The 22,541-nt window shown below is 69.0% G+C and carries 18 protein-coding genes; 13 read left to right on the top strand and 5 right to left on the bottom strand.

The features are described from left to right. Positions 1 to 18: 18 nt before the first annotated feature. Complete coding sequence (locus ACJ8AT_RS06745; RefSeq protein WP_407736791.1) at positions 19 to 3,096, top strand: alpha-amylase family glycosyl hydrolase; 3,078 nt, start codon at positions 19 to 21, stop codon at positions 3,094 to 3,096. An 83-nt stretch (positions 3,097 to 3,179) separates the two neighbouring features. Here ACJ8AT_RS06745 and ACJ8AT_RS06740 read toward each other — a convergent pair whose 3' ends face one another. Next, positions 3,180 to 4,295, bottom strand: a complete 1,116-nt coding sequence (locus ACJ8AT_RS06740; protein ID WP_407736790.1) for a 5'-nucleotidase — start codon at positions 4,293 to 4,295, stop codon at positions 3,180 to 3,182. A 214-nt stretch (positions 4,296 to 4,509) separates the two neighbouring features. Here ACJ8AT_RS06740 and ACJ8AT_RS06735 point away from each other — a divergent pair, with 214 nt between their 5' ends. After that, complete coding sequence (locus ACJ8AT_RS06735; RefSeq protein ID WP_407736789.1) at positions 4,510 to 5,403, top strand: zinc metalloprotease; 894 nt, start codon at positions 4,510 to 4,512, stop codon at positions 5,401 to 5,403. A gap of 88 nt (positions 5,404 to 5,491) precedes the next feature. On the opposite strand, the gene ACJ8AT_RS06730 is transcribed toward ACJ8AT_RS06735, so the two are convergent. Beyond that, entirely contained in the window at positions 5,492 to 6,223 is a 732-nt protein-coding gene (locus ACJ8AT_RS06730) for a hemerythrin domain-containing protein (RefSeq protein ID WP_407736788.1), read from the bottom strand. Between the two features lie 165 nt (positions 6,224 to 6,388). On the opposite strand from ACJ8AT_RS06730, the gene ACJ8AT_RS06725 reads away from it, so the two are divergent. The 4 genes from ACJ8AT_RS06725 to ACJ8AT_RS06710 all read left to right on the top strand — a co-directional run bounded on the left by ACJ8AT_RS06725 (position 6,389) and on the right by ACJ8AT_RS06710 (position 10,768). After that, a complete protein-coding gene (locus tag ACJ8AT_RS06725; protein WP_407736787.1) occupies positions 6,389 to 7,156 on the top strand; it encodes a hypothetical protein in 768 nt (255 codons plus the stop codon). Positions 7,157 to 7,167: 11 nt separating this feature from the next. Beyond that, positions 7,168 to 7,848 carry a plastocyanin/azurin family copper-binding protein gene (locus ACJ8AT_RS06720; RefSeq protein WP_407736786.1) on the top strand — a complete coding sequence of 227 codons (681 nt, stop codon included), beginning with the start codon at positions 7,168 to 7,170 and terminating at the stop codon, positions 7,846 to 7,848. A gap of 39 nt (positions 7,849 to 7,887) precedes the next feature. Further along, positions 7,888 to 9,906, top strand: coding sequence for an adenylate/guanylate cyclase domain-containing protein (locus ACJ8AT_RS06715; RefSeq protein WP_407736785.1), 2,019 nt, complete (start codon positions 7,888 to 7,890; stop codon positions 9,904 to 9,906). A 190-nt stretch (positions 9,907 to 10,096) separates the two neighbouring features. Continuing rightward, positions 10,097 to 10,768, top strand: coding sequence for a LysM peptidoglycan-binding domain-containing protein (locus tag ACJ8AT_RS06710; protein ID WP_407736784.1), 672 nt, complete (start codon positions 10,097 to 10,099; stop codon positions 10,766 to 10,768). Positions 10,769 to 10,843: 75 nt separating this feature from the next. Here ACJ8AT_RS06710 and ACJ8AT_RS06705 read toward each other — a convergent pair whose 3' ends face one another. Beyond that, positions 10,844 to 12,376, bottom strand: a complete 1,533-nt coding sequence (locus tag ACJ8AT_RS06705; RefSeq protein WP_407736783.1) for a hypothetical protein — start codon at positions 12,374 to 12,376, stop codon at positions 10,844 to 10,846. 63 nt (positions 12,377 to 12,439) lie between these two features. Beyond that, the gene (locus ACJ8AT_RS06700; RefSeq protein WP_407736782.1) at positions 12,440 to 13,954 is read right to left on the bottom strand and encodes an ATP-binding protein; all 1,515 of its coding nucleotides are present in this window, start codon (positions 13,952 to 13,954) and stop codon (positions 12,440 to 12,442) included. 195 nt (positions 13,955 to 14,149) lie between these two features. Between ACJ8AT_RS06700 and ACJ8AT_RS06695 the strand changes: the two genes are divergently transcribed. Together ACJ8AT_RS06695 and ACJ8AT_RS06690 are read left to right on the top strand one after the other, a co-directional pair. Next, positions 14,150 to 15,091 (top strand): 1-phosphofructokinase family hexose kinase, encoded by a 942-nt coding sequence (locus tag ACJ8AT_RS06695; protein ID WP_407736781.1) that lies wholly within the window; start codon positions 14,150 to 14,152, stop codon positions 15,089 to 15,091. 32 nt (positions 15,092 to 15,123) lie between these two features. Continuing rightward, positions 15,124 to 16,221, top strand: coding sequence for a hypothetical protein (locus ACJ8AT_RS06690; RefSeq protein ID WP_407736780.1), 1,098 nt, complete (start codon positions 15,124 to 15,126; stop codon positions 16,219 to 16,221). A 3-nt stretch (positions 16,222 to 16,224) separates the two neighbouring features. On the opposite strand, the gene ACJ8AT_RS06685 is transcribed toward ACJ8AT_RS06690, so the two are convergent. Next, positions 16,225 to 17,496 carry an SGNH/GDSL hydrolase family protein gene (locus ACJ8AT_RS06685; protein ID WP_407736779.1) on the bottom strand — a complete coding sequence of 424 codons (1,272 nt, stop codon included), beginning with the start codon at positions 17,494 to 17,496 and terminating at the stop codon, positions 16,225 to 16,227. A 98-nt stretch (positions 17,497 to 17,594) separates the two neighbouring features. Between ACJ8AT_RS06685 and ACJ8AT_RS06680 the strand changes: the two genes are divergently transcribed. The 5 genes from ACJ8AT_RS06680 to ACJ8AT_RS06660 are packed head-to-tail and all read left to right on the top strand — an operon-like array spanning position 17,595 to position 22,534. Beyond that, entirely contained in the window at positions 17,595 to 18,341 is a 747-nt protein-coding gene (locus ACJ8AT_RS06680; protein WP_407736778.1) for a TadE/TadG family type IV pilus assembly protein, read from the top strand. An 8-nt stretch (positions 18,342 to 18,349) separates the two neighbouring features. Further along, on the top strand, positions 18,350 to 20,053 hold the full coding sequence (locus ACJ8AT_RS06675; protein WP_407736777.1) for a hypothetical protein: 1,704 nt from the start codon (positions 18,350 to 18,352) through the stop codon (positions 20,051 to 20,053). Beyond that, positions 20,050 to 21,141 (top strand): TadE family protein, encoded by a 1,092-nt coding sequence (locus ACJ8AT_RS06670; protein ID WP_407736776.1) that lies wholly within the window; start codon positions 20,050 to 20,052, stop codon positions 21,139 to 21,141. The genes ACJ8AT_RS06675 and ACJ8AT_RS06670 overlap by 4 nt, the downstream gene beginning before the upstream one ends. Then, positions 21,141 to 21,869, top strand: coding sequence for a hypothetical protein (locus ACJ8AT_RS06665; protein WP_407736775.1), 729 nt, complete (start codon positions 21,141 to 21,143; stop codon positions 21,867 to 21,869). The genes ACJ8AT_RS06670 and ACJ8AT_RS06665 overlap by 1 nt, the downstream gene beginning before the upstream one ends. After that, positions 21,866 to 22,534, top strand: coding sequence for a hypothetical protein (locus ACJ8AT_RS06660; RefSeq protein WP_407736774.1), 669 nt, complete (start codon positions 21,866 to 21,868; stop codon positions 22,532 to 22,534). The genes ACJ8AT_RS06665 and ACJ8AT_RS06660 overlap by 4 nt, the downstream gene beginning before the upstream one ends. The last annotated feature ends 7 nt before the right edge of the window (positions 22,535 to 22,541 follow it).

Here is a 22,541-nt window from a genome sequence, read left to right as displayed (position 1 = left end):
CATCTTCGTGAGGCTAACGTGAGCGACAGCAAGATCAACCGCCAGACCCTGAATCCGGTGCCGACGCCGGCGACGAAGGGCAGCGCCGCGTCCAGTGCGGCCGAGCCGCGCAAGGGGAGCGCGCCCGCGGCCTCGGCGAAGAAGCCAGCCTCCGGCTCCACGCAGGTGAGCGCTCGGAACAAGGATGCCTTCGAGGTGAAGGGTGCGTCCGCTCGCCAGAACGTGGCGGGTACCCGGGCCGCCGCGGCGGTGGCCACCTCCACGGGCACGGTGGCCGCGCCGGCCAAGCGCACGGTGACGTTCACCTATGACGCCGGTCCGCACAGCGAGCTCACGGATGTGAAGCTCAAGGGGAGCTGGGACACCTCGGGCAAGTTCAGCACCGGCTGGGACATGGGCTCCATCCCCATGAAGTCGGTGGGCAACGGCAAGTGGGAGGCCACCGTCGAGCTGCAGGATGACGGCATGCCTCGCAACTGGGAGTGGGGCGTCACCGTGGACGGCCCCGCCGGCAATGATCAGTGGGCGGTGATGGGCGAGGGCAACCTCAAGCTGGACCTGAGCAAGCCCAACGCCTCGTACGCGCCGACCACCTACCACGACATGGGCGCGCAGAAGCGCGGGGATGACATCTCCTTCAAGCTCTGGGCGCCGGACGCGCGCTCCGTCAACGTGAAGGTGACGGATCAGCAGGGCAACGTGCAGCGCATCCCCCTGGAGAAGGACGCGGACGGTGATTGGAACACCACCGTGAAGGGCGGCTGGAAGAACCTGGAGGGCAAGGCCTACTCCTACGAGGTGACGGACTCCACGGGCGTCACCAGTGACCGGCCGGACCCGTACGCCCGGCGGATGATGGGCGAGCAGCGCGGCGTTGATCGGCTCTACCTGGATCCGGTGAAGGCCCGCGAGGAGAACCGCTACTTCCCCGGCGTGCAGGAGCTGATGCGCTTCAACGTGGACGAGGCGGAGAACGCCGACAGCGCCTACCTGGTGTTCAAGGACGACAACGGCAAGCAGCTGAGCAAGGCGGACCTGCTCCAGCGCATCGGCACGATGGACTCCTCGCTGATCGACAAGCTGCACGGCGGCAAGTTCAACGACTTGTGGTCGCAGAACATCCAGGACGACGGCCGCATCAAGATGACGAACGAGGGCGGGGCCTGGACGTCGCTGGTGAACAACCCGGACAAGCTCACGGGCCTGCACTACGAGTTCCAGGTCTTCGACAAGGACGCCAGCGGCAAGCTGCAGCTGCGCGGCGACACGAACCGGGACGGGGGGTTGAACGCCGCGGAGCGCCAGGGCTCCAACTACAATGATCCGTGGAGCGATCTGATCACCAAGGAGAGCGGCGTGTCCTTCCGCGGCTCCATCATCACGGATCCGGCGAGCTTCCAGTTCAAGAACGACAACGTCCCGCGCGAGACGGACCACAGCAAGTGGACGGTGTACCAGCTGCACGTGGGCAGCTTCCTGGGGCAGGCGGGCAACGAGAACCGCTCCACCATCGAGGACCTGATCAAGAAGCTGGATTACTTCAAGGAGCTGGGCGTCAACACGCTGGAGCTGTTGCCCACCAACGAGGTGGAGGGCAGCCGCAACTGGGGCTACCTGGGCGTCAACAGCCTGGCGGCGGAGAGCTCGCTGGGCTTCGAGGACGAGAACGGCAAGTGGGTGAGCGGGGACGAGGCCCTCAAGCGCTTCATCGACGAGGCGCACGGCAAGGGGCTCAACGTCATCTCGGACGTGGTCTACAACCACGTGAACGGGGACCACAACGGCCTGTGGAACATGGGCGGCCCGAGCAACCCCTACTTCAACTGGTCCAACGAGCCGGGCAAGTTCGAGCAGCGGGACACGCCGTGGGGCTCGGTGCCGGCGTACGACAACCCCAAGGTGAAGCAGCTGTTCGTGGACCACGCGGTGCAGCAGATCTCCGAGCTGAAGTTCGACGGCCTGCGCTTCGACTTCACCGAGCCCATCAAGGGCGTGGGCGGCAAGGCCGGTTGGGACATGCTCCGGGAGATCAACCGCCAGGTGCACTTCGTCAACCCGAAGGCTTGGACGGTGGCCGAGCAGTTCGACTACGACCCGGCGCTGGCGCGGCCGGCGAACGCGGACGGCACCGGCGGCGGCTTCGACGCCGAGTGGTACACCGAATACCAGCACCGGCTGATCAACGACAACGGCAACCCGGGCCTGGTGCAGGCGGCGGCGCGTGGGCAGAAGACGGACGTGGACGCGTTCATGAACATGCTCACCAACCCGCGCGGCATCGACGGGTGGAAGAACGCGCTGACGATCATCTCCAACCACGACGAGGTGGGTAACGGGCAGCGGACGATGAACACGGCCGAGGGCAACCAGCCCACGGACTTCCCGACGCAGTGGTCGCGGGACGCGGCGCGGTTCGCGGCGGGCATCGGCTTCGCGTCTCCGGGCATCCCCATCTTCTTCCAGGGCGACGAGTTCGGCGCGCAGAACGACTTCCGCTGGGGCAACCCCTCCACGTGGGACAACGACTGGCGTTGGCAGTCGCTGGGCAAGAACTGGGACTGGACGAAGGTGACGTTCACCGACACGCAGAAGGCCACGTACGAGCGGCTCTTCGGCATGTCTCCGCAGGCGCGCGAGCAGGACGGGGCGTTCAAGAGCCTGTCGGTCCAGGACAAGCAGGTGTTCAGCACGCTGGCGGCGATGCAGCCGGAGGACCGGACGGAGGCGATGCTCAACATCACCCAGCGCCAGCAGTTCCAGTTCTACAAGGACGCCATTGCGCTGCGGAACTCGAGCCCGGCCTTCAGCGCCACGGCCGAGGTGAACCGGGTGTACACGCACAATGATGACGCGGTGATGGCGTTCACCCGCAAGTCGGGCAACGACGAGTACCTGGTGGTGGGCAGCCTGAATCACCAGAACCTGGAGGGCTACAAGATGCCGCTGCCTCCTGGGAACTGGAAGGAGGTGCTGAACAGCGACGCCGGGGCGTACGGCGGCGGCAACTTCGGCAACTTCGGCGCCACGCTGAACGGCGGCAGCGCCACGCCGGTGAACATCCCGTCCGCGGGCTACGTGGTGTTCAAGAAGGTGTAGCCGGTGGGACTCGGGGTGGGGCGCTGAGCTTCACCCCGAGCTTCCCGGAGGCGCACGGCCAGGTGCGCCCCTGAGGCGGGGGCTCACTCCGCGCGGGGCTGGAGCTCTTCCACCCGTTGCTTCACCACCGGATCATCCGCCACCGCCAGCCCCAGGGTGACGTAGGAGAGCTGGTGCGCGCGCCCACCCTTGGGGGCCTTCACCTCCAACTGCGACTCGAGCTGCCGCAGGCGGCCCTCCAGCTCGACGATGGTGCGGGTGAGCTCGGTGCGGGTGGGCTCGTCCTGGGTGCTGGCCAGCCGCTCGTTCGCCTTCAGGAGGTTGCCCTCCACCACCTGCAGCTCCTGGCGGGCCCGTGAGCCCGCGCTCAGGTCCACCGAGGGCCCCGGCCCGTCCACGCTCAGCTCCAGCCGGGTGATCTGCTTGCCGAGCTCTCCCGAGGGGAAGACGGCGGCGTTGCTGCCCACCAGCTCGCCGATGCCAATGCCCCGGGCGTCGTTGGACTGCACCACGAAGTCCACGGCGTCATTGGCCAGGATGGCCAGCTTCACGGCCTCTTGGTACGGCACCGCCGCCAGCACCACCACCACGTCCACCTTGCCGGACTGGCGCAGCTTGCGCGCCTCGGCCAGCGCGGCTTCCTTGGGCGGCCGGCCCTTCAGCCCCGGCTCTCCCGCCAGCGTGCCCTCGGGGGACACTCCCACCACGCCCACCTTCAATCCCCCGGCTGCCACCACCAGGGAGGGCGCGAAGGGCGCCTTCCCGGCCTTGTCCACCAGGTTGGCGGACAGCAGCTTCATCTTCTTGCTGTGCGCCCGCGTGGCCTGCTGGAGGTAGGCCAGGCCCTGGGACAAGTCTCGCTCGCCCACCACCATGGCCACCGTGCCTAGCGCCTCCATCTGATCCAGCACCAGCTCCGCCCGCTGGAGCGCCAGGGGTTCTTGCGTGCGCGTGGGCTCGTGGAACAGCGCGTTGCCCGCGTCCATCAACACCACCGGCAGGCCCCGGGCCCGCTCCGCCTCGAGGGCCGTCTTCCTTCGGGCCAGCCCGCCCTGCGGCTCCACCTTGCAGCCACAGGGGGCGATCTCCCCCCGGTTGTCTCCGGTGAAGATCATCACCAGCCGCCGGGGCTCGGCGTGGGCTCTCAGGGGCAGCAGGCACAGCACGGCCAACGCCATCAGTGTGAATCGTGCCTTCACTGCTTCTCCTTGTATGAACACAAACATTCAAGCGCACCGCGCCCGGCATGCTACGCGAGACTCCTCCGCGCATGGACTCGCGCTGGGCGCTGCCGCGACGAGTCAAGGAATTCGGGCTTAAGCCATAACAAAGGATTTGATCATTAATCCTGTCTAATTTAAAAGCCGGGTCCCCTTCGATCGAGATCCCCCCGATCGGGAAAGGTGGAGGCACATGCGTAGCTTTGGAAAGACGGTGGTGGCGCTCAGCGCGGTTGCTGCGATGGCGGGCTGTGGTCCCGTGGATGAGGCGGAGCAGCAGGTTTCCGGCAACACGGACGCCCAGGCTGTGACGGACCCCCGCATCTGCGGCAGCCAGGAGTTCACCGCGGATGAGGTGGCGCAGATCGAGGCCCGCTTCGAGGCGGTCCGCGCGCGCCACGAGATGTCGGGCGAAGTCCACGCCATGGCCGTCTCCATCCCCGTGTACGTCCACGTGATCCGCGACTCGGCCGGTGGCGGCGGGGTGACGACCACGCAGATCAACAACCAGATCACCGTGCTCAACAACGCGTACGCGGTGGCGGGCTTCAGCTTCGCGCTGGCGGGCACGGACTACACGAACAACTCCACCTGGTACACCGCGACCGACGGCACCAGCGCCGAGTCGGCGATGAAGAACACGCTGCGCAAGGGCACCGCGACCGCGCTCAACCTCTACACCAACAACATGGGCGGCGGCCTGCTGGGCTGGGCGACCTTCCCCTGGAGCTACGCCAGCAGCCCGAAGATGGACGGCGTGGTGATCCTCCAGAGCTCGTTCCCGGGCGGCTCGGCCACCAACTACAACCAGGGCGACACGGCGACCCACGAGATCGGCCACTGGCTGGGCCTGTACCACACGTTCCAGGGCGGCTGCACCAGCCCGGGTGACAGCGTGAGCGACACGGCGTACGAGGCCTCGCCGGCCTCCGGTTGCCCCTCCGGCCGCGACACCTGCACCAGCACCGGCGTGGACCCCATCACCAACTTCATGGACTACTCGTACGACTCCTGCATGAACACGTTCACCGCGGGCCAGAACAGCCGCATGAGCAGCATGTGGACCTCGTACCGCGCGGGCAAGTAAGCCCTGGCGCGGGACGCCGCGTGTCCCGAGCATGAACGGCGGGCCCCTCCCTCGAGCGTGACGCCGAGGGACGGGGCCCGTTTCATTTTCATGATCGAGGAGTGAAGGAGGACAGCTCGTAGAGATTCAAGGCTTTCTCCAGGCCCGCCACTTCGTCCACGAACTTCTCGAAGCCGTCCTCTCCAAACAGCTCGTGCTCCTTGCGCTCGAAGTCTTCTCCCAGCGAGTCGTACTCGTTGGGGGAGACGACCTTGCGCAGGGCCGGGAAGAGGACCGTGTCCTCGCGCGCAGCGTGGGGCTGGTACATGCGGATGAAGCGCTGGAGGGAATTCGTGAGCTGCGCCACGGAGTCAGGTTGGCGCAGGCCCTCGGGCGTGGCCAGGCGCAGTACCTCGGCGGTGAGCTTCCTGCCGGCTTCATGCTGCTCGCGCAGCACGGTCACCAGCTCCACCAGCGTGCCGGCCTTCTGGAAGCGGGGGAACAGGTAATCCTCTTCCATGCGCTCGTGGTAGTCCTCGACGAAGCGGCGGACGATCTGCGCTCCGCTGGCGAGGACCTGAGGCGGCAGCTCCTGGTGAGCCGTGAGCCGGCGGATGGCTTCCTCGTAGACGAGCAGCACCCGGCGCAGGATTCCGTGCTCGCGCATCAGATCCTCGGCCGGAGTGATCTCCTCCTCCTCCTTGCCTTCCTTTCGGCCTTTCTCTTCTGACTCCTTGCCGCGCTCCGAGGACGAGGTAGCGCAACCTGTGAGGATCCATCCAGCCCCCAGGCTCGTGGTTGCCACCAGCAAGGACCGCCGTGATTTGCCTGCCGCAGACATGTGGTTGCTCCTTTCGGCTGCTTCCAGGAGCTCCCAAACAACGCGCCGCCTCGAGATTCAATCGAGAGGTTCTGCGACCGTTCACCATGCCACCCGAGCCGGGCCGAAGGTGGGTGTGATACGAACGTGCGCAGGTGCCCTCATGGGTGGGGGCAGGGAGCTCGAATGCAAGCAGCCCGTTGGGCGGCAGTGGTGGCCTGCATCGTGGGACTGGCATGGGCCGGGCCCGCGCAGGCGGGACGCCGCCCCTTCATCTGGACGTATGACACCGAGATCGTTCCCAAAGGCGACGTCGAGCTCGAGCAGTGGCTGTGGGCCAGGAGCCGCGCTCCCGCCTTTCCTCAGCGGCCCGCGACGTACTGGGTGTGGTGGGCGCCCGTCTTCGGGCTGAGCCAGCACCTCGAGCTCGCGCTCCCCTTCCAGGTGCGCTCCACGCAGAGCACAACCGAGCTCGAGTCCTTCGAGGCGGATCTGCGCTACCGGCTCTTTGCCCGGGGTGATGAGAGTGCCTTCCAGCCGCTGGTGCGCGTGGCCTGGCACCAGGCCATCCACACGGCGAATCCGTCTCGGGTGGACCTCAACCTCATCGGCTCGTATCAGCTGACGGGCGGGCTGCACGCGGCGCTCGACCTGGGCGCGCAGGTGGGCATCCCCGCGCTGCGCGGCAGTGAAGGGCCTGTCCGCGTGCTCGGGACGTACTCCGCCGGGCTCGCCTACTCCCTCATCCCGGACGAGCTGCAGCTGTCGCTGGAGTCGTTCGGTGAGTTCGGCGTGCGGGAGCAGGATCAGAAGCCGCACCTCTTCGTCGGCCCGAGCGTGGCGTGGACATTCGGCCGGACATGGGTGACCGTGGGCACCTTGGTGGGCCTGACGGGGCTGGCCCCCGAGACCCCCCGCTTCATGCCGAGGCTCATATGGGCAGTCGCTCTCTAACTCCAATTCTCGTGGCGCTCCTGCTCGCCGCGCCGCTCGCCAGGGCGGAGCCGGGCAGCGTGCAGGGGGAAGTACAGATGTCCGTCATGGGCCCGGACGGCAAGCCGCAGCCGAAGGCGGACCGCTCCGGCGTCGTGGTCTATCTCACCGGCTACACGGAAGCGCCCCCGGCCGAGGTGGCGCATATGAGCCAGCGCGACAAGAGCTTCGTCCCCGCGGTGCTGCCCATCGTCGCCGGGCAGAAGGTGGAGTTCGCCAACCAGGACGTGGTGCTCCACAACGTCTTCTCGCGCTCGGTGGCCCACAAGTTCGACGCGGGCAAGAACCGGCCGGGCGAGAAGTACGTCGAGACCTTCTCCAAGACGGGCATCATCGACGTCTACTGCGACATCCACGAGGGGATGGTGGCGACGCTGGTGGTGGTGCCCAACCGCGCCTTCGCGGTGACAGACAAGGACGGGCGCTTCCTCCTGCGGGGCGTGCCCCCCGGGCGCTACCCTCTCTTCGCGGTGCACCGGCGCGACGAGAAGAGCGACATCGCTCGTGCCGAGGTCACCGTGGAGGAGGGCCGCGCCAGCACCGTCACGCTGCAGCTCGTGGAGACGCGCGACGCCGACGCCCACCTCGACAAGCACGGCAAGCCGTACGGCCCCAGGCCCGAGTACCCCAGCCAGGGCAGCAAGGGCAACTAAGCTCGCCGGACGCTGCTCGGGCGGCTATCCTTGCCGCCGGTGACGCTCGCCCGGAAGCTCATCCTCGCCTTCATGGCGCTCGCTGGCGCGTCGCTCATCATTGCGCTGCTGCTCACCACCTTCGCGGTGAAGGCGGCGGCGAAGCAGAAGATCGCCAGCGATCTCGAGCGGACGCTGGAGTCCTTCCAGCAGCTGGCCAAGTCGAGCCAGGAGCGCATCCGCGACGTGGCCGAGGCGCGCACGCTGGATCGCTCCTTCAAGGAGATGTCCCTGTCGGTGAACTCCTCGGATGCCGAGGCCGGCCTGGGCGAGGCGAGCTCGGAGACCAGCGGCATCCTCAGCGCCCGCGAGGTCATCGCCTCCGCGGACACCGAGGCCTTCGGCTGGAGCCGTGGCGGCCCGCTGCTCTGGGCCTTCTTCAACGCCAACGGGCGCCTGGTCTACACCCGCGCGGCGCCGGAGCAGCTGGGTGAGGCGCCGGTCGCCCTGGCCGTGCTCGACACGGCGCTGCGGCAAGGCCCCACCTCCGCGCTCTGGTCTCCCGCCCAGCTGCGCGCCTTGCCTTTCACCTTCGTCCCCCCGGCGCAGATCCGCGACGGGGATCTGCTGCTCGTCCACGCGCAGCCCGCCTTCGGCTCGCGGCGGGAGAAGGTGGGGGTGGTGCTCTCCGGCCAGTGGGTAGGGGACGTGCTGCTGGAGGATCTGGCGGCGCCGCGGGCCCCTGGGCACCCGGTGGTGGACACCCGCGCCCGCTTCGTGGTGCGCGCGGAAGACGGGGCCCTGGCCACCCAGTTGCCTACGGTCACCGGCTTCGATGCGCGCGGCTTCCAGGCCGAGCAGGCGCGCGATCTCTACATCGGGGACACGCACTACCTGGCGCGCGGGGGGGAGCTGCGCGGAGTGGATGGCACCCGCATCGGGCAGGTGTTCGTCCTTCGCGACTTCGACGCGGAGATCAACCCCATCCTCGAGCGCTTCCAGCGCTGGCTGGTGCCCACCGCGGTGGGAGTGGCGCTCTTCGCCCTGGCGGCGGCGGTCTTCATGGCCCGGAGCATGGCCTCTCCGCTCGTGCAGCTCGAGGCGGCCGCGGGCCGCGTGCGCCTGGGGGATCTCACCGTCGAGGTCCCCGTGCACAGCTCGGACGAGGTGGGCCGGGTGGCGCAGTCCTTCAACGAGATGGTCAGCGGCCTGCGGCAGAGGGATCAGATCAAGGGCCTGTTCAAGCGCTACCTCTCGCCCCAGGTGGTGGACGAGCTCATCAAGTACCCCGAGAAGGCCGCGCCGGGCGGCGATCGGAAGATGCTCACGGTGCTCTTCAGCGATCTGGTGGGCTTTACCTCCATGGGTGAGCAGCTGAGCCCGGAGGAGCTCGTCGCCCTCCTCAACGCCTACTTCGAGCAGGCGACCGAGGTGCTGACCCGGCACGGCGCGACGCTCGACAAGTTCATTGGCGACGCCATCATGTGCTTCTGGAACGCGCCGCTGCCCCAGGAGGACCACGCGGTGCGCGCGTGCCTCACGGCGTTGGATCTCGTGGCGTTGGTGGATCGGCTGGCTCCCGGTTTCGAGGCGCGGGGGCTGCCTCGGCTCGACTGCCGGATTGGCATCAACACCGGCCAGTGCGTGGCGGGCAACATCGGCTCCCGGGCAGCTCAGGACTACACCGTCATTGGGGATGCGGTGAACCTCGCCTCACGCCTGGAGGGGGCCGCGAAGGCCTACGGCACCCGCACCCTGGTGGCAGAGGACACCCTCGCCGCCGCCCACGGCAGGGTGCTGGCGCGGGAGCTCGACTGGCTGCGCGTCAAGGGCAAGCAGCAGCCGGTCCGGGTCTTCGAGCTCGTCGGCGTGGCGGGCACTCCGGCTCCCCCGCACCTGGCGCGCTTCGCCGAGGGCCTCGCGCTCTACCGGGCTCGCCGCTTCATCGAGGCCCGCGCCGCCTTTCTCGCCTCCCCGGAGGACGGGCCCTCGCAGCGGTTCGCCGCGCGGTGCGACGCCCTGCTCGCGGCGCCTCCCGCCGAGGACTGGGATGGTGTCTTCTCGCTCGACAGCAAGTAGAGGAACCCCTGGTGCGCCAATGAGGCTCCGGAGTGGCAGCGGAGGGGAGGCCTCGCCTCCATCCAAGTGCCCATATTCGCTGGGGATTCTCAAAGGGTGGAGGCGAGGCCGGGCGGATTAAAAGATCCTGAGAAATCCGGCGCAACTTCGCGGCGGATGCTCCGAGAATGGTGCAAGGAGATTGACTTACATGTCCACCTACCGCATCCGCTCTGGCGACACCCTCTCGGCCATTGCTTCCCGTTTCCACACGAGCGTCTCGGCGCTGGCGCGCACCAACCACATCGCCAACCCGAACCTCATCTACGCCGGCAAGTCCCTGAGCATCCCCGGCCACAGCGGCAGCTCCAGCTTCGAGCCCGCCAAGGGCGGCGGTACCCACAGCAGCGGCGGCACGAGCGCGGGCCGCACCGGCGGTTCGACGGGCACCGATTCGGTTGGGACGACCACGGGCGCCGGGGGCATCAAGGTGACTCCCGCGATGCGCAAGCTGGCGGCCGCGGGCCACACGGCCGCGATGGGCATGGGCGGCTACAACAGCCAGGGCCTGTGCGCCACCGGCGTGAGCCGGGCCATCCAGAGCGCCCTGGGCCTCTCGGTCCATGGCAACGGCAACCAGATCGACAACAACCTGCCGCGCAACAAGTTCAAGCAGGTCAACATCCCGCTCTCCGAGGCCCTGAAGATCCCGGGCCTGGTCCTCACCTGGGAGAAGACCTCGACGCGCCTGGGCAGCATCTACGGCCACACCGCCATCACCACTGGCGACGGCCACTCGTCCACGAGCGACTTCATCGAGCGCAACACGCTCGCGGGCGCGGCGAGCCGCTCCGGTCTGAAGATCTTCGTGCCGATCGTGTAGCTCCCGCCGCACGGCGGAACACCGTGGCAAGCGTCGCCCCCGGGGTTGTCGACCGGGGGCGTTGTCATCCGAGGGTCACGGCGTGGACAGGACGCTGGAGAGGGACTCGGCCAGCGAGGTGTCCACCACCGAGTCCTGCCGGTAGGGCGCCTGGGTGAGGTCCACTCCCGGTGTCCGCATGGCGCCCAGGCGCACCACGTAGGCCTGCTTCGCCTGGAGCACTCCGGGCGGCACCCGCACCTGCCGCTGGGCCGTGAGGAAGGTGGCCAGTGTCTCCGTGCGCAGCACGTCCGGTGCGTCCGCCGTGGTGTAGAGCCGGAAGATGCGCAGCTCGTACACGTCCGCCGTGCCCAGCGCGGGCGGCTCCCAGGTGAACACCGGCGTGAGCGAGCCGAGCGTGCGATCCTCCTGAGCGTTGGCCCCATCCACCTGGAGTTGCGTGGGCGGAGAGAGGCGCGGCTCGATCGCCTGTGAGGCGAAGGCCCCCACCTCCAGCTGCTCCTTCAGCGAGACGCCCACCGAGCCCGCGGGCCCTTGCGCCGAGAGCCGGACCGGGATCTGGTAGCGGTGGACGACGTTCGCCACCACGCCCCACGTGGAGGGGTAGGGGTTGCCGTACTCCAGCGTCAGGCTCACGTCCTGGTTGCCCGCCGGGATGTTGCCGGAGAGCAACTCCCCCGCGTAGCCCACGATGCCCTCCGAGAGCCCACCCACCGCCGGAGCCACGATGAGGCTGTGGCGCACCGAGGTCTCCGGCAGGGACACCGCCAGCGGGTGCACCGCCGCCCGCCAGGCCTCGAAGCTCGAGCGCCGCCAGTTGACGCTCAACGGCCGCGGCGCAATGTCGCTGAACGTGCCTCCCACCGGCGTGGCCTGCCCGTCCGAGCGGAGCGTCACCCCCGTGAGTGTCATCGCCCGGGCGGCGGCGAAGTAGTTGAAGTCCCCCGCCGAGCGCCGGAGCTTCTGGATCAGATAGAGCTGGTCCCCCTTGCTGCCATCAATGATCTCCTGGCGCCCGAAGGCCGAGCGGTACTCCGCCGGCTGCCCACTGAGCGAAGTCGCTCCTGGTTGCGGCGCCGGATCCAGGTGGATCACCCCCGCCGCGCCCGCATTGGGAGCGATCACGTCGAACTCCTGGTAGGCGTCCATCGGGGCCAGCCCGTCCACACTCAAGGTGACGGGGAGGGCCGCGGGGACGGTGATGACGCCCTCGCGGCCCAGCAGGTACTCGTCCAGCTTGAGCTGGCGTTGCTCGGTGATGAGGTACGAGTCCGCGCCTCGCTTCAGGTAGTACGGCCCCTGCGGGACGTCCTCGAACTTGAAGGTGTCATCGCCCGTGGCGACGAAGGGACGCGCCTCGAAGGCAGCTCCCGTGGGCACGAGCACCGACAGGGTGGAGCGCACCCCCGTGTTGTCCGAGGTGATGGCGTCTCCGCTCTCCAGCCGGCGGTGGATGATGCGCTGCCCCTGTACAGCGTTCGGGTCCTCTTCCACCGGAGGAGGCGGGGGCGGGGGATCCTGGCAGGCGAGTGACAGCAGGGCCAGCGGGAGGAGGAGAGCGGCGAGGCGGGCCGGAGCGGTCCAGGAGTGACGAGGGGGCGTGTGCATGACGGGGCGATCGTAGCCCACCCACCCGGTCTCGCACCCTCCATCCCGGGCGAGGGCCTCTGCTCAAGGCTTCCGGGGCAGCAGCACGGTGAAGGTGGTGCCCTCGTCGACGAGCGACCGGGCGCTCACCCGCCCTCCATGCGCCAGCACGATGTGCCGGACGATGAAGAGCCCCAGGCCGATGCTCCGCCCCGCCCGGACCGCCTGCAGGTGGGTGCCTCGCTCCATCGGCTCGAAGATGCGCGAGAGCACCTCGGCCGGGATGGGCTCGCCTTGGTTGTGGACCTCCAGCACCACCGTGTCCACCTCGCCCCGAGTGGTGATCTTCACCGGCGTGTTCGGAGGGCTGTACTGGAGCGCGTTGCCCAGCAGGTTGCTGATCACCTGGGCCAGGCGATCCGGATCCCACTCGCCTTTCGCATCCCCGGTCCGCTCCACCAGGAGGGTGCGATCCGAGTGGGTGACCTGCAGCTCGTCCACCACCGTCTGCACCAGCTCGTGGAGATCCATGGGCTGGCGGCTCAACGGAATACCGCCGCCCTGCCGAGCCTGGGTGAAGTCGAGCAGATCCCGGATCATCCGCGTGGCGCGATCGGCCGCCGTGAGGACTCGGACAGCATTGCGCCGCTGCCGCTCCTCGAGCTCCTCGCTCCGGATGATCGCCGTCGCCGCCAGGGTGATGGCATTCAACGGGTTGCGCAGATCATGGCTGACGATGCCGATGAGCTGCCGCTCGAACTCGGCGCGCTGGAGGGCCTCGGCCTCCAGCCGCTTGCGCTCGGAGACATCCTGCAGCGCCCCCACCACCTGGATGGCCCGGCCCTGCTCATCCCGGACGATGTGGCAGCGATCCACCACGTGCGCCCACGTCCCATCCGCGCGCCGCAGCCGGTACTCCTCTTGCCACTCCTGGGCCGTGCCGTCGATGGCCCCACGGAAGCTGCTCAGCACCCGCTCCCGGTCCTCGGGGTGGAGGTGCACCTGCCACGGATCGGTTCTCGACGCGCCCTGCTCGGGATAGCCCAGGTAGCTGGCGAGCCCGATGCTGCGCTCCACCTCTCCCGTCAGCGGGTCCCACTCCCAGATGACATCCCGCGTGGCCCGTGCGGCGAGCTCATAGCGCTGCTCGCTCCTGCGGGCGCGCGCCTCGGCCGCCTGCACCTCCGTGAGCGAGCCCTCCGCGAGCAGCCGCCGGGCGCGCTCATCCGCGAGCGTGCGCCTGCGCTGCAGCTCCCAGCGGGAGAGGGCGTGCACCCGCGCCAGCAGCTCCGCCGGGTGGAACGGCTTGAGGACGTAGTCATTGGCGCCCGCGAGCAGGGCCTCCTCCACGTTGTCGGGGCCGGCGTTGCCGGTGAGGATGAGGACGGGGATCGTCTCGGTGGAGGGGTTCCCGCGCAGGTAGCGGCACGCCTCGATGCCGGACAGGCCCGGCATCTGCCAGTCCAGGACCAGGACGTCGGGAGGCGTGTGCTGGTGGAGCGCCTCGAGCATCGCCTCTCCGTTCGAGTACACCTCCACCCGGCAGTCGCTGGCCAGCGAGCGGCGGATGGCCTCCACCTCGGTAGAGCTGTCGTCCACGACCCAGACGAGAGGAGTCAGCTCGATGGGAGCGCTGGAAGGTGGAGGAGGAGGGGGGGGCACGAGGCTCCCCGCTCTATCGCCCTGACCCGATCGCGTCAACGCGCCCCAGTGACGAGCTCCATCATCCGTTGGACATGACGCGTTTGGACGTGAGGGTGGAACGCCGGGCCGCATCCGGCTACACCCTGAGTCATGAAGCCCATCGTGACGCTGACCCTCAACCCGACCATCGATCTGTCCACCACCGTGGACGTGGTGACTCCCGAGCACAAGCTTCGGTGCGATTCGGAGCGCCGCGATCCGGGAGGCGGAGGGCTCAACGTCGCTCGCGTCATCCACGAGCTGGGCGGGGAGTCGCTCGCGCTCTACCCGAGGGGCGGTCCCACGGGGGATCTCCTGGAGCAGCTCCTGGAGCAGAAGGGGCTGCGGCGCTGGTCCATCTCCATCTCGGGCCACACCCGGGAGAACTTCACCGTCACCGAGCGCAAGAGCAAGCGCGAGTTCCGCTTCGTCATGCCGGGGCCCACGCTCGCCGAGAAGGAGTGGCAGGCCCTGCTGGACTCGCTGTCCAGCGTGGCCGCGGATGCCGAGTACATCGTCGCCAGCGGCAGCCTGGCTCCGGGCGTGCCCGTGGACTTCTATGCGCGGGTGGCGCGGGTGGCGCGCAAGCAGAACGCGCGGCTGGTGCTCGACACCGCCGGCGAGCCGCTGCTGGCCGCCAAGGAGGAGGGCATCTTCATGGTCAAGCCCAACCGCAAGGAGTTCCGCGACATGATGGGCGCTCAGGTGGATGAGCTCGCCGCCCTGCCTGGGCTGGCGCGGGCCTTCCTGGAGCGGGAGCACGCCGAGGTGCTCGTCGTCTCCCTGGGGGCCGACGGCGCGCTGCTGACCACGCGCCAGGGCCAGTTCCGGGCGCAGCCTCCTCCCGTGGAGACGCACAGCTCGGTGGGAGCGGGGGACAGCTTCGTGGGGGGCATGACGCTCGGGCTCGCGCGGGGGCTGGCTCCCGAGGAGGCCTTCCGGTGGGGCATTGCCTCGGGCACCGCGGCGCTGCTGTCCCATGGCACCGAGCTCTGCCGGCGCGCGGACACCGAGCGCCTGTTTCCCCTGGTCCAACCCGTTCGCCTGGCGTGAGCCGGCACGCTGTCGCTCTGGGAGGGAGCCTCATGCGCCTCTGGTTGATCCTCTTCCTTCTGGTCTCGCTCCATACAGCGCGTGCGCAGGAGTCCGGCTCGGAGGTCCAGGTGCCTCCTCCACCCGAGCTGGCGCCTCCTCTGATCAAGGCCCCTGACGTGCCCGAGCCGCCTCCTCTCGTCATGGACTTCAGCCCCCGCTACACGCTCGTGCTCGAGCAGGGAGAGCGGGTGCGTGTGGAGACAGCACGCGGGGAGCGCCAGTCCGGCGAGCTGGTGAGCCTGACGCCGGGTGCGCTCTCGCTCCAGGCGTCACCCGATCAGGTGGCGAACTTCCTGCTGACGGACGTGCAGTGGCTGGAGACACGCAAGCGCTCGCCCGGGTATGGGGCGATGATCGGCGGGGGCACGGGCGTGGTGCTGGGGAGCCTGTCTTTCGCGTTCCTCTGTGTCCTGGCCTCGGAGGGGGACAGTGCCCCCGGCGCCGGAGGCTGTGCACTCGTCGGAGGCCTGGTCGTCGGCGCGTTGGGGGCCGGAGTGGGCACGTTGCTGGGGCTGGCGGTGCCGCACTGGTCCACGGTGTACGACAAGGCGGAGCAGGGGCCGTTGGCGCTCCACCTGACGGAGCCCTCGGAGGAAGTGGCCGCGCATTGGTTCTCGGGGCGGGGCCCGGTGGGCGAAGTGGGGCTCCAGTTCGGCTATGGGAGAGACATGGGCATCGTCCAGCCCACGGAGGGATGGGGAGGCCGGCTCCACCTGCTCGCGCTGATCGGCCCCTACCTGGCGGTCGGCCCGGAGGTGGCCTGGTACAGCCACATCGGCACCGAGACGGTCGCGGGCTTCGGGCACCCGTTCGTGGAGGAGCACAGCCTGTTCCAGCTGGGGGGGCTGGTGCGCGGTGGGGTGGAGATCGGCCCCACTCGGACTTCCGTGCTGCTGGGGCTGGGCCTGCACGACAACCGGTCAAGCCATGTCGGAGTCTCGGCGGGAGGCGAGGTGGAGCTGGATCTGGGCAAGAGCGTGCCTCCGCTGGCCCTCGAGGTGCGGTACCACTTTCCCATCGACAGGGACGAGTTCGAGGCTGCGGAGAAGTTCCTGACGTTCGGGGTGGGCTCGCGCCTGCGGTGGTGAGGCTCAGGGCCCAGGGGGAGGAGGCTCCGGGCGGTGGAGCTTCCACGTCCCCACGTAGCGATCGTGGTTGCGCGGGTTCTCGTAGCGAGCCAGGCCCGCCAGCCCGTCCGCGGTGAGCACCGCCTCGTGCTCCACCTTGCCGCGGCCCTGGCTCAGCAGCGGGGTGGAGAAGCGCAGCCGCGAGGGCTCCACCGCGAGCGCTTCGAGGGAGAAGGGGCCTTCCTTCTGGCCGTTGGCGAAGACGATGCGCACGGTGCCTGCCACGTGCTCCCCCTCCTGCTTCAACGTGAGGTGGAGCGTGGCCGGGGACTGGCCCGACTCCTGGTCGTAGAAGCGCATCTCGCCCTGCCAGGTGCCGAGCAGCGCCGGGAGCGCCAGGGGCTGGCCCTCGGGGAGCGTGGGCAGCTCGGGGGAGGGGGGCTGGACCTCCACATAGCCGCCGCTCTGGCGCAGCTCCTCGAAGGTGGTCCAGGCCACGCGCTGGAGGCGCTCGGCCTGCTCTGCCGGGAGGGAGGCCAGCTTCACCGTCCGGGTGGGGTCGAGCACGCCCTCGGACATGGGGTGGCCGGTGACGGTGGAGGCCAGGCCCATCGGCGAGTGCCCCGTCAGGGTCGCATACAGGGTGGAGGCCGTGAGGTAGCTGCCCGCGGGAGCGGGATGGCTGCCGTCCTGGTTGTAGAGCACCACGTCCGGGGTCTCCTGCCGCACGCGCGCCCAGGCGAGCCCCGCGGGGATGATGGGCGCTCCCAGCTCCCGAGCCACGGACATATAGGCCTGGGTCAGCCGGGCCTGGGACTCGGGCGTGTCGCGCCGGGCCCAGGTGAGCAGGAAGAGCGGCTGGGCGCCTACCTTCCGTGCCTCCTCGGCGAAGCGCCGGGCGTAGGGGTGGAAGGCGAGCTCGGGATCATTCACCTCGTGGCGGCCTTCGATGAGCAGCAGGCCCAGCGTGCTCTGCTCCTGGAGCACCACGTAGTCCCAGTGGCCCTCCCGGAGCGCCGCGAGCGCCTCGCCGCGATCCCAGTGCTGCTGCAGCCGGACTCCCGGGCGGGTGATGGCGCGAGTCTGGATGGGCACGGGCGGGTTCGCGGAGGCGGCCAGTCCCTCCAGCAAGGCGGGGAGGTTGTTGACGTAGGTGTAGCTGTTGCCGATGAACAGGACGTGGAGCGGGTGAACCGGGGGTGGCGGCTCCGCGAGCGCCTGTGTGGACACGAGCCCGCACACGGCTAGCGCCGTCAGCACGAAGAGCAGGAGGCGGAGGCGAGGGAGCAGGCGCATCAGGGGGAAGAGGGATTGCCGGAGCGAGTTCCGCAGCATGGGCCATGCATCCGTCCGCGTCCAAACGGCCACCTGACCGATTGCCGGGCCAGAGAGGCATGCGTGACTGTAGGTGGATGCAGTCTCGACCCTTGAGAGCCGAGAGCGGCCAAGCCGCGGTGGAGTCAGCGCTCACATTGCCCTTGGCCGTGTTCCTGGTCCTGGGTGCGTTGCAGCTCTTCCTCATGCTGCAGGCTCGCCTGATGGCCGAGCACGCCGCTTTCCGCGCGGTGCGGGCCGGGAGCCTCAGCCAGGGCTCGTGCCGCAGGATGTTGCAGGCAGCGGTGACCACCGTGCTGCCCACCTTCACGCGCACGGACAGCGCGACCCGCCTCGCCAGGGCCTTCGAGGCGCACATCGACAATCACTACGCCCCCAGCCTCGACTCGGGCCACAACGGCGACATCGTGTGGATCCTCCGCCAGAGCCCTCAGGCCTCCGACTTCACCGGCGCGGAGGCCTCCGCGTTTGACGACCCGGATCGCGACAGCCTGCGGCTCGAGGCGCGCCTCATCTTCTGGTACCCCATGCGCATCCCCTTCGCCAATTGGGTCATTGCGCGCATGGCGCTCGCGTCCCTGGGCCTGCAGGACTACACGGGGTTCAATCCGCTGATGCCCGTGCGCAACGCCCGGTGGACCCAGAGCCGGTCTCCCGAGAGCCTGGAGGGCCGGGCGGCGGCCACCTTCCAGGCGCGGACCAACGCACCGGCGGGCACGTATGTCTTCCCCATCCAAGCCACCTACGGCATGCGGATGATGACGCCCGCGCGCCGGGAGTTCTTCAACCAGCAGGACTGTATGTGAGGCGCGCCATGCGTGGGCAGACCCTGGTCCTTTTCGTCCTGACGCTGCTGTTGTTGACGCTGCTGGTGTTGATGACCATCGGGCTGGGGGTGCGCCTGCACGAGCGGACCGAGCAACAGGTCGTCGCGGACGCCGCCGCCTACAGCCAGGCGGTGGTCACCGCCCGGACGTTCAACGTCGTCTCCTCGCTCAACCGGACGATCATCGCCCAGATGTCGGCGGTGGCCGCCGCCCAGTCGCTGTTGAGCTGGGCGGGCTACTACCACGGCACCCTGAACCAGGGGCGCGATCTGCTGGCGGACATGATGGCGAACGGGCCGGCGGCGTGCTCCGGCCCCTTGAAGGATGCGCATGACCGCATCATGGCGGAGGACCGGCGGCTCATTGACCTCTGGGAGCCCCCTGGGGGCGGGTATGAGGGCATCTACGGCTACGACAGGGACTCGGCGAACTACATCCGGAACGTCGTCTACAAGACCGCCCTCACCCTCGCCGAGGACCAGAAGGACATCTACCGCCAGATGACGAGGAGCCTGGGGGGGATCGCGGACGACATCGCCGCGGACGCGCGCAAGGGCAGCCCCTGGGGGGACAATGATCGGGAGCTGTATGCCGCGGACCAGTCCGTCACCCAGCAGGAACGAGACGATGCGGTGGTGCCGCTGCAGCGCGCTCCCAAGCACATGGTGCGCGCCACCATGGCCACGCGCGGGCTGGAGCACTTCATCTCCTCCCGCGAGGGGACGAAGCTGACGCATGACCTGAGCGCGGCGGACTACGTGGCCAAGCGCCTCAACCGGGTGATGGATCCCAGCCCGCTCGTCGCCGTCGTGACGGACTTCGGCACCTCCTACTTCGGGGAGAAGGGCCCCATGCGCAGCACCGGCCCCGCGGAGATCGAGGGCTATGACGGGCAGGCCATCCAGCGCCCGGCGTGGCAGCACTGGAGGGATCTCGAGAACGACGGCCGCAACCTCACCTACCTGGGTGCGTGGGCGCAGGACGTCGGCGTCTTCCACTTCGACTGGACCAACCCGCCCCCGGGCTGCAAGCTCAAGGAGCCCACCGAGGACTCCTTCGGCTACATCGTCACCACAGGCCCTCGGGACGCGCGTGACAACCATATGTGGCGCCGCGGGGATCGGTACTTCGGCGACTACCGCGAGTGGAACGACTCGCGCGTGTCGGATCCTCCCCTGGTGCGCCACTCCTTCAGGGAGGTGCCGCAGGATGCCACGGGCCTCAGCATCTGGCCCGTCTTCGTGGACTACCGCGAGGCGGCGCTCCGGGGCGGTAACGCCGCGGCCAATGCGGACGGGCAGCCGAAGAGCCTGGTCCCCATTGTCCGAGACTACTCCGCGCGCACCGGCGACCCCTGGGAGCTGCACTTCCGCTTCCGCTTCTCGCGCTCGGAGCCTGGCGAGAAGATCGATCTCCGCTCGAACCGAGGGGGAATGGACCGGGGCATCGCCATCGCCTCCGGCCTCACGTACTACCACCGCGGCGCGGCCGCGGGCGGCAAGGACCACTCGAAAGAGCCGCCCAACTTCCTCAACCCCTTCTGGCGCGCCACCCTGGTGGCCTCGGATGTGGACGAGCCCTATGGCCGCCGGGGGGATGACATCATCAACGCGCTCGAGGGGCTGCGCGAGCGCGATCAGGCCAACGCGCTGCGCCTGCTGCGCGCCAAGGGCTTCGAGGCCATCCCATGAGTCACGCCTCCGCTCGAGGCCAGGCCACCGTCGAGCTGGCGCTCGGTGCGCTCGTGTTCGTCACGATCCTGGTGTTTGGCATCCACTTCGCCGAGCTCGGCATGATGAAGCTCCGCGTCCAGCAGGCGGCCACCGCGGCGCTGTGGGACACCACGGGGCTGAGGATGCACCGGTTCACCAGCACCTCGAATGCAGGCGCGCACTTCCGCTCCGCGGATGAGGTGCGTGACCGGGACGGCCGCCTGCCCGGTCCCCGGGCCGAGGCGCGCTTCAAGGACTTCGAGGGGCTCGAGGAGGGGGGCCGCAGCACCTTCACCCAGGTGATGACGCGGGGCTCGCAGCTCAACGTGCAGTGCAGTCCCACGCGGGTCTCGCCGATCCCCACGGGCGGTCCGTTCAAGCATCTCCGGGCGGCCTATGCGCCCGCTCAAGATGGCGGCAGGGATGTGGACGGCATGCAGTGCTCGGCCGACGCGAGGATCGAGGTGTGGGGCATGCCCACGCGCTTCCTGGAGGACAGCCGCAAGGGGTTCTTCCAGGTCAACCACGTCCTGCAGCCACGGCTCAAGGTGTGCGCCTTTGGCCGGGCCAGGGGCGGCCGCTGCCTGGGCTCGGTGTCCATTGCCCTGGACGACTGGGGGCTGTCCGGCAGCGACAAGGACTACGGAGAGGAACTGGCGGAGTGCCGGGAAGACTGCCAGTTCGAGGGCAAGGGGAACCAAGCCTACCGGCTGACGGTGAAGCGGCTCTACGACGAGTACAACACCTACGAGACGCAGGACTTCAGCATCCCCTTCTTCATCCGAAGCCTCTTCACGCAGGATCCCGCGGTGCCCGAGCTGGCCAACGTGCCCGTGGACGAGCGCGCCTTCCGCATGGTCTTCGTGGGAGAGGCGGGCTCGGAGATCAACGGCAGGAAAGAGCCGTTTGCCTTCAAGACGCGCGAGCAGAACACCACCCAGGCCTTCGACTTCGGGTGGGCGACGACGCCGTACGCGGACGCCTATAAGGATGCGTACCAGCGCCGGGGAGAGTGCTTCCTGGGGGCTCCCTGCGACCAGTCCTTCTTCGAGAAGGAAGCCTGGTGATGAGGGCGCTGCTCGTGCTTGGCCTCTTCACGGCCATCGGGGTGGCCGCCGCCGAGCCTCCCGCTCGCCCCACGTCGCGGGTGTGGGCGGTGCCGAAGCCGCTCGAGGTCGTGGACGTCCCTGGCCGGACAGAGGCGCTGGGGCTGCCGGTGTCCATCCACGCCGTCCGCTCGGCGGAGAAGGTGGAGGCGCTGGAGAGCCACTTCCGCCGTCAGTTCCAGGAGGCGGGCCTGTACCTCCCTCCACCGGGCCACGTGGTGCCGCTGACGAGCGAGGCCCAGGTGACCGGGCTCGATCCTGACACCTATATCGCCTACACGGTGTTCTTCCAGCCGAACCCCGATGGCACCACCACCGTCATCCTCACGGAGGCCTTCCTGGCGGAGCGGAACCGCGGGCAAAAAGACGCCTTCGCTCCGGTGATGCCGGGCGCGCGCGCCGTGCTGCAGACGCACACCGAGGGCTCGTCGGTCCTCCAGTACTCGGTCAAGGCGAGCCGCGAGGCGGTCCTGAAGTTCCATGCCCAGACCCTGGGCAGCGCGGGCTATCGGGAGGTGGATCCGGGCGTCTTCAAGCGCGGGGTGGACGTGCTCCGAGTCACCACCCAGCCATCCGAGGACGGAGAGGTCGTGGTGGTCGTGGTGAAGCTGCAGGACGTGCTGGGCCCTCGCTCCTCCACGCCACCCTCTGGCGGTACAGGCGCAGCTGCCGAGGAGCCTGGGCAGTGAACCCGCAGGACGAGGAGGCCCAGGTGAATCCCAGAGGGAGCGCGCGCACTCCTAGGTGGGTGTGGGGGCTCTGCCTGGGGGGCGCCGGACTGGTGCTGCTGCTCGCGGCACTGTGGCCGGATCGGTCGCTGGGGCCTCAGCCTCCCGAGCCGGTGCACCTTCCCGAGCTGGCGAGCGGAGCCCCTCCGCCTGCGCCACTGGTAAGCCCTGCTGCCGAACGGGCCAAGGCGCCTCCAGAGGATCTTCTGGCGCGCGAGGCGGCCATCCGAACGGCGGAGAAGGATGAGCAGGCGCAGAAACAGCTCCCCAAGCTGCGCAGGAGCGATCCGGGCCTCGCGCCCAAGAAGCTCGTCCGCACGTACACCGGGAAGTCGGCAGGCAAGGGTGTCGTCAATCTCCAGCTCGTCGCGACGTTTCAGGGGCACGCTGTCTCGGCACCCGTGGAAGTCGACGGCGTGTGGCGTGGGAACACCCCGCTGGCGGTGACGATTGCCGCCGGCAGCCATGCCATTCGCATCGACCACAGCAAGACGCGAGTGAACCAGTTCGTCGCCCAGGTCCCGGGGGGCAAGAGCGTCGAGATGGAGGTGGAGCTGCGGCCCGCGTCGGAGGCGCGGGGCAACCGGCCGGGCAACTTCGCCAAGACGTCCCCCCACCACCACTGACCGTCGA

It is taken from the genome of Hyalangium sp., from assembly GCF_045802625.1.
Lineage (GTDB): Bacteria > Myxococcota > Myxococcia > Myxococcales > Myxococcaceae > Hyalangium.
This window is presented reverse-complemented; position numbering and strand designations above follow the sequence as displayed.

Coding starts and splice junctions, on each gene's coding strand:
- ACJ8AT_RS06735 (WP_407736789.1), top strand. CDS start 4,510: ATGCGTAGCTTTGGAAAGACGGTGGTGGCGCTCAGCGCGGTTGCTGCG.
- ACJ8AT_RS06730 (WP_407736788.1), bottom strand. CDS start 6,223: ATGTCTGCGGCAGGCAAATCACGGCGGTCCTTGCTGGTGGCAACCACG.
- ACJ8AT_RS06725 (WP_407736787.1), top strand. CDS start 6,389: ATGCAAGCAGCCCGTTGGGCGGCAGTGGTGGCCTGCATCGTGGGACTG.
- ACJ8AT_RS06710 (WP_407736784.1), top strand. CDS start 10,097: ATGTCCACCTACCGCATCCGCTCTGGCGACACCCTCTCGGCCATTGCT.
- ACJ8AT_RS06705 (WP_407736783.1), bottom strand. CDS start 12,376: ATGCACACGCCCCCTCGTCACTCCTGGACCGCTCCGGCCCGCCTCGCC.
- ACJ8AT_RS06695 (WP_407736781.1), top strand. CDS start 14,150: ATGAAGCCCATCGTGACGCTGACCCTCAACCCGACCATCGATCTGTCC.
- ACJ8AT_RS06690 (WP_407736780.1), top strand. CDS start 15,124: ATGCGCCTCTGGTTGATCCTCTTCCTTCTGGTCTCGCTCCATACAGCG.
- ACJ8AT_RS06685 (WP_407736779.1), bottom strand. CDS start 17,496: ATGCGCCTGCTCCCTCGCCTCCGCCTCCTGCTCTTCGTGCTGACGGCG.
- ACJ8AT_RS06680 (WP_407736778.1), top strand. CDS start 17,595: ATGCGTGACTGTAGGTGGATGCAGTCTCGACCCTTGAGAGCCGAGAGC.
- ACJ8AT_RS06675 (WP_407736777.1), top strand. CDS start 18,350: ATGCGTGGGCAGACCCTGGTCCTTTTCGTCCTGACGCTGCTGTTGTTG.
- ACJ8AT_RS06670 (WP_407736776.1), top strand. CDS start 20,050: ATGAGTCACGCCTCCGCTCGAGGCCAGGCCACCGTCGAGCTGGCGCTC.
- ACJ8AT_RS06665 (WP_407736775.1), top strand. CDS start 21,141: ATGAGGGCGCTGCTCGTGCTTGGCCTCTTCACGGCCATCGGGGTGGCC.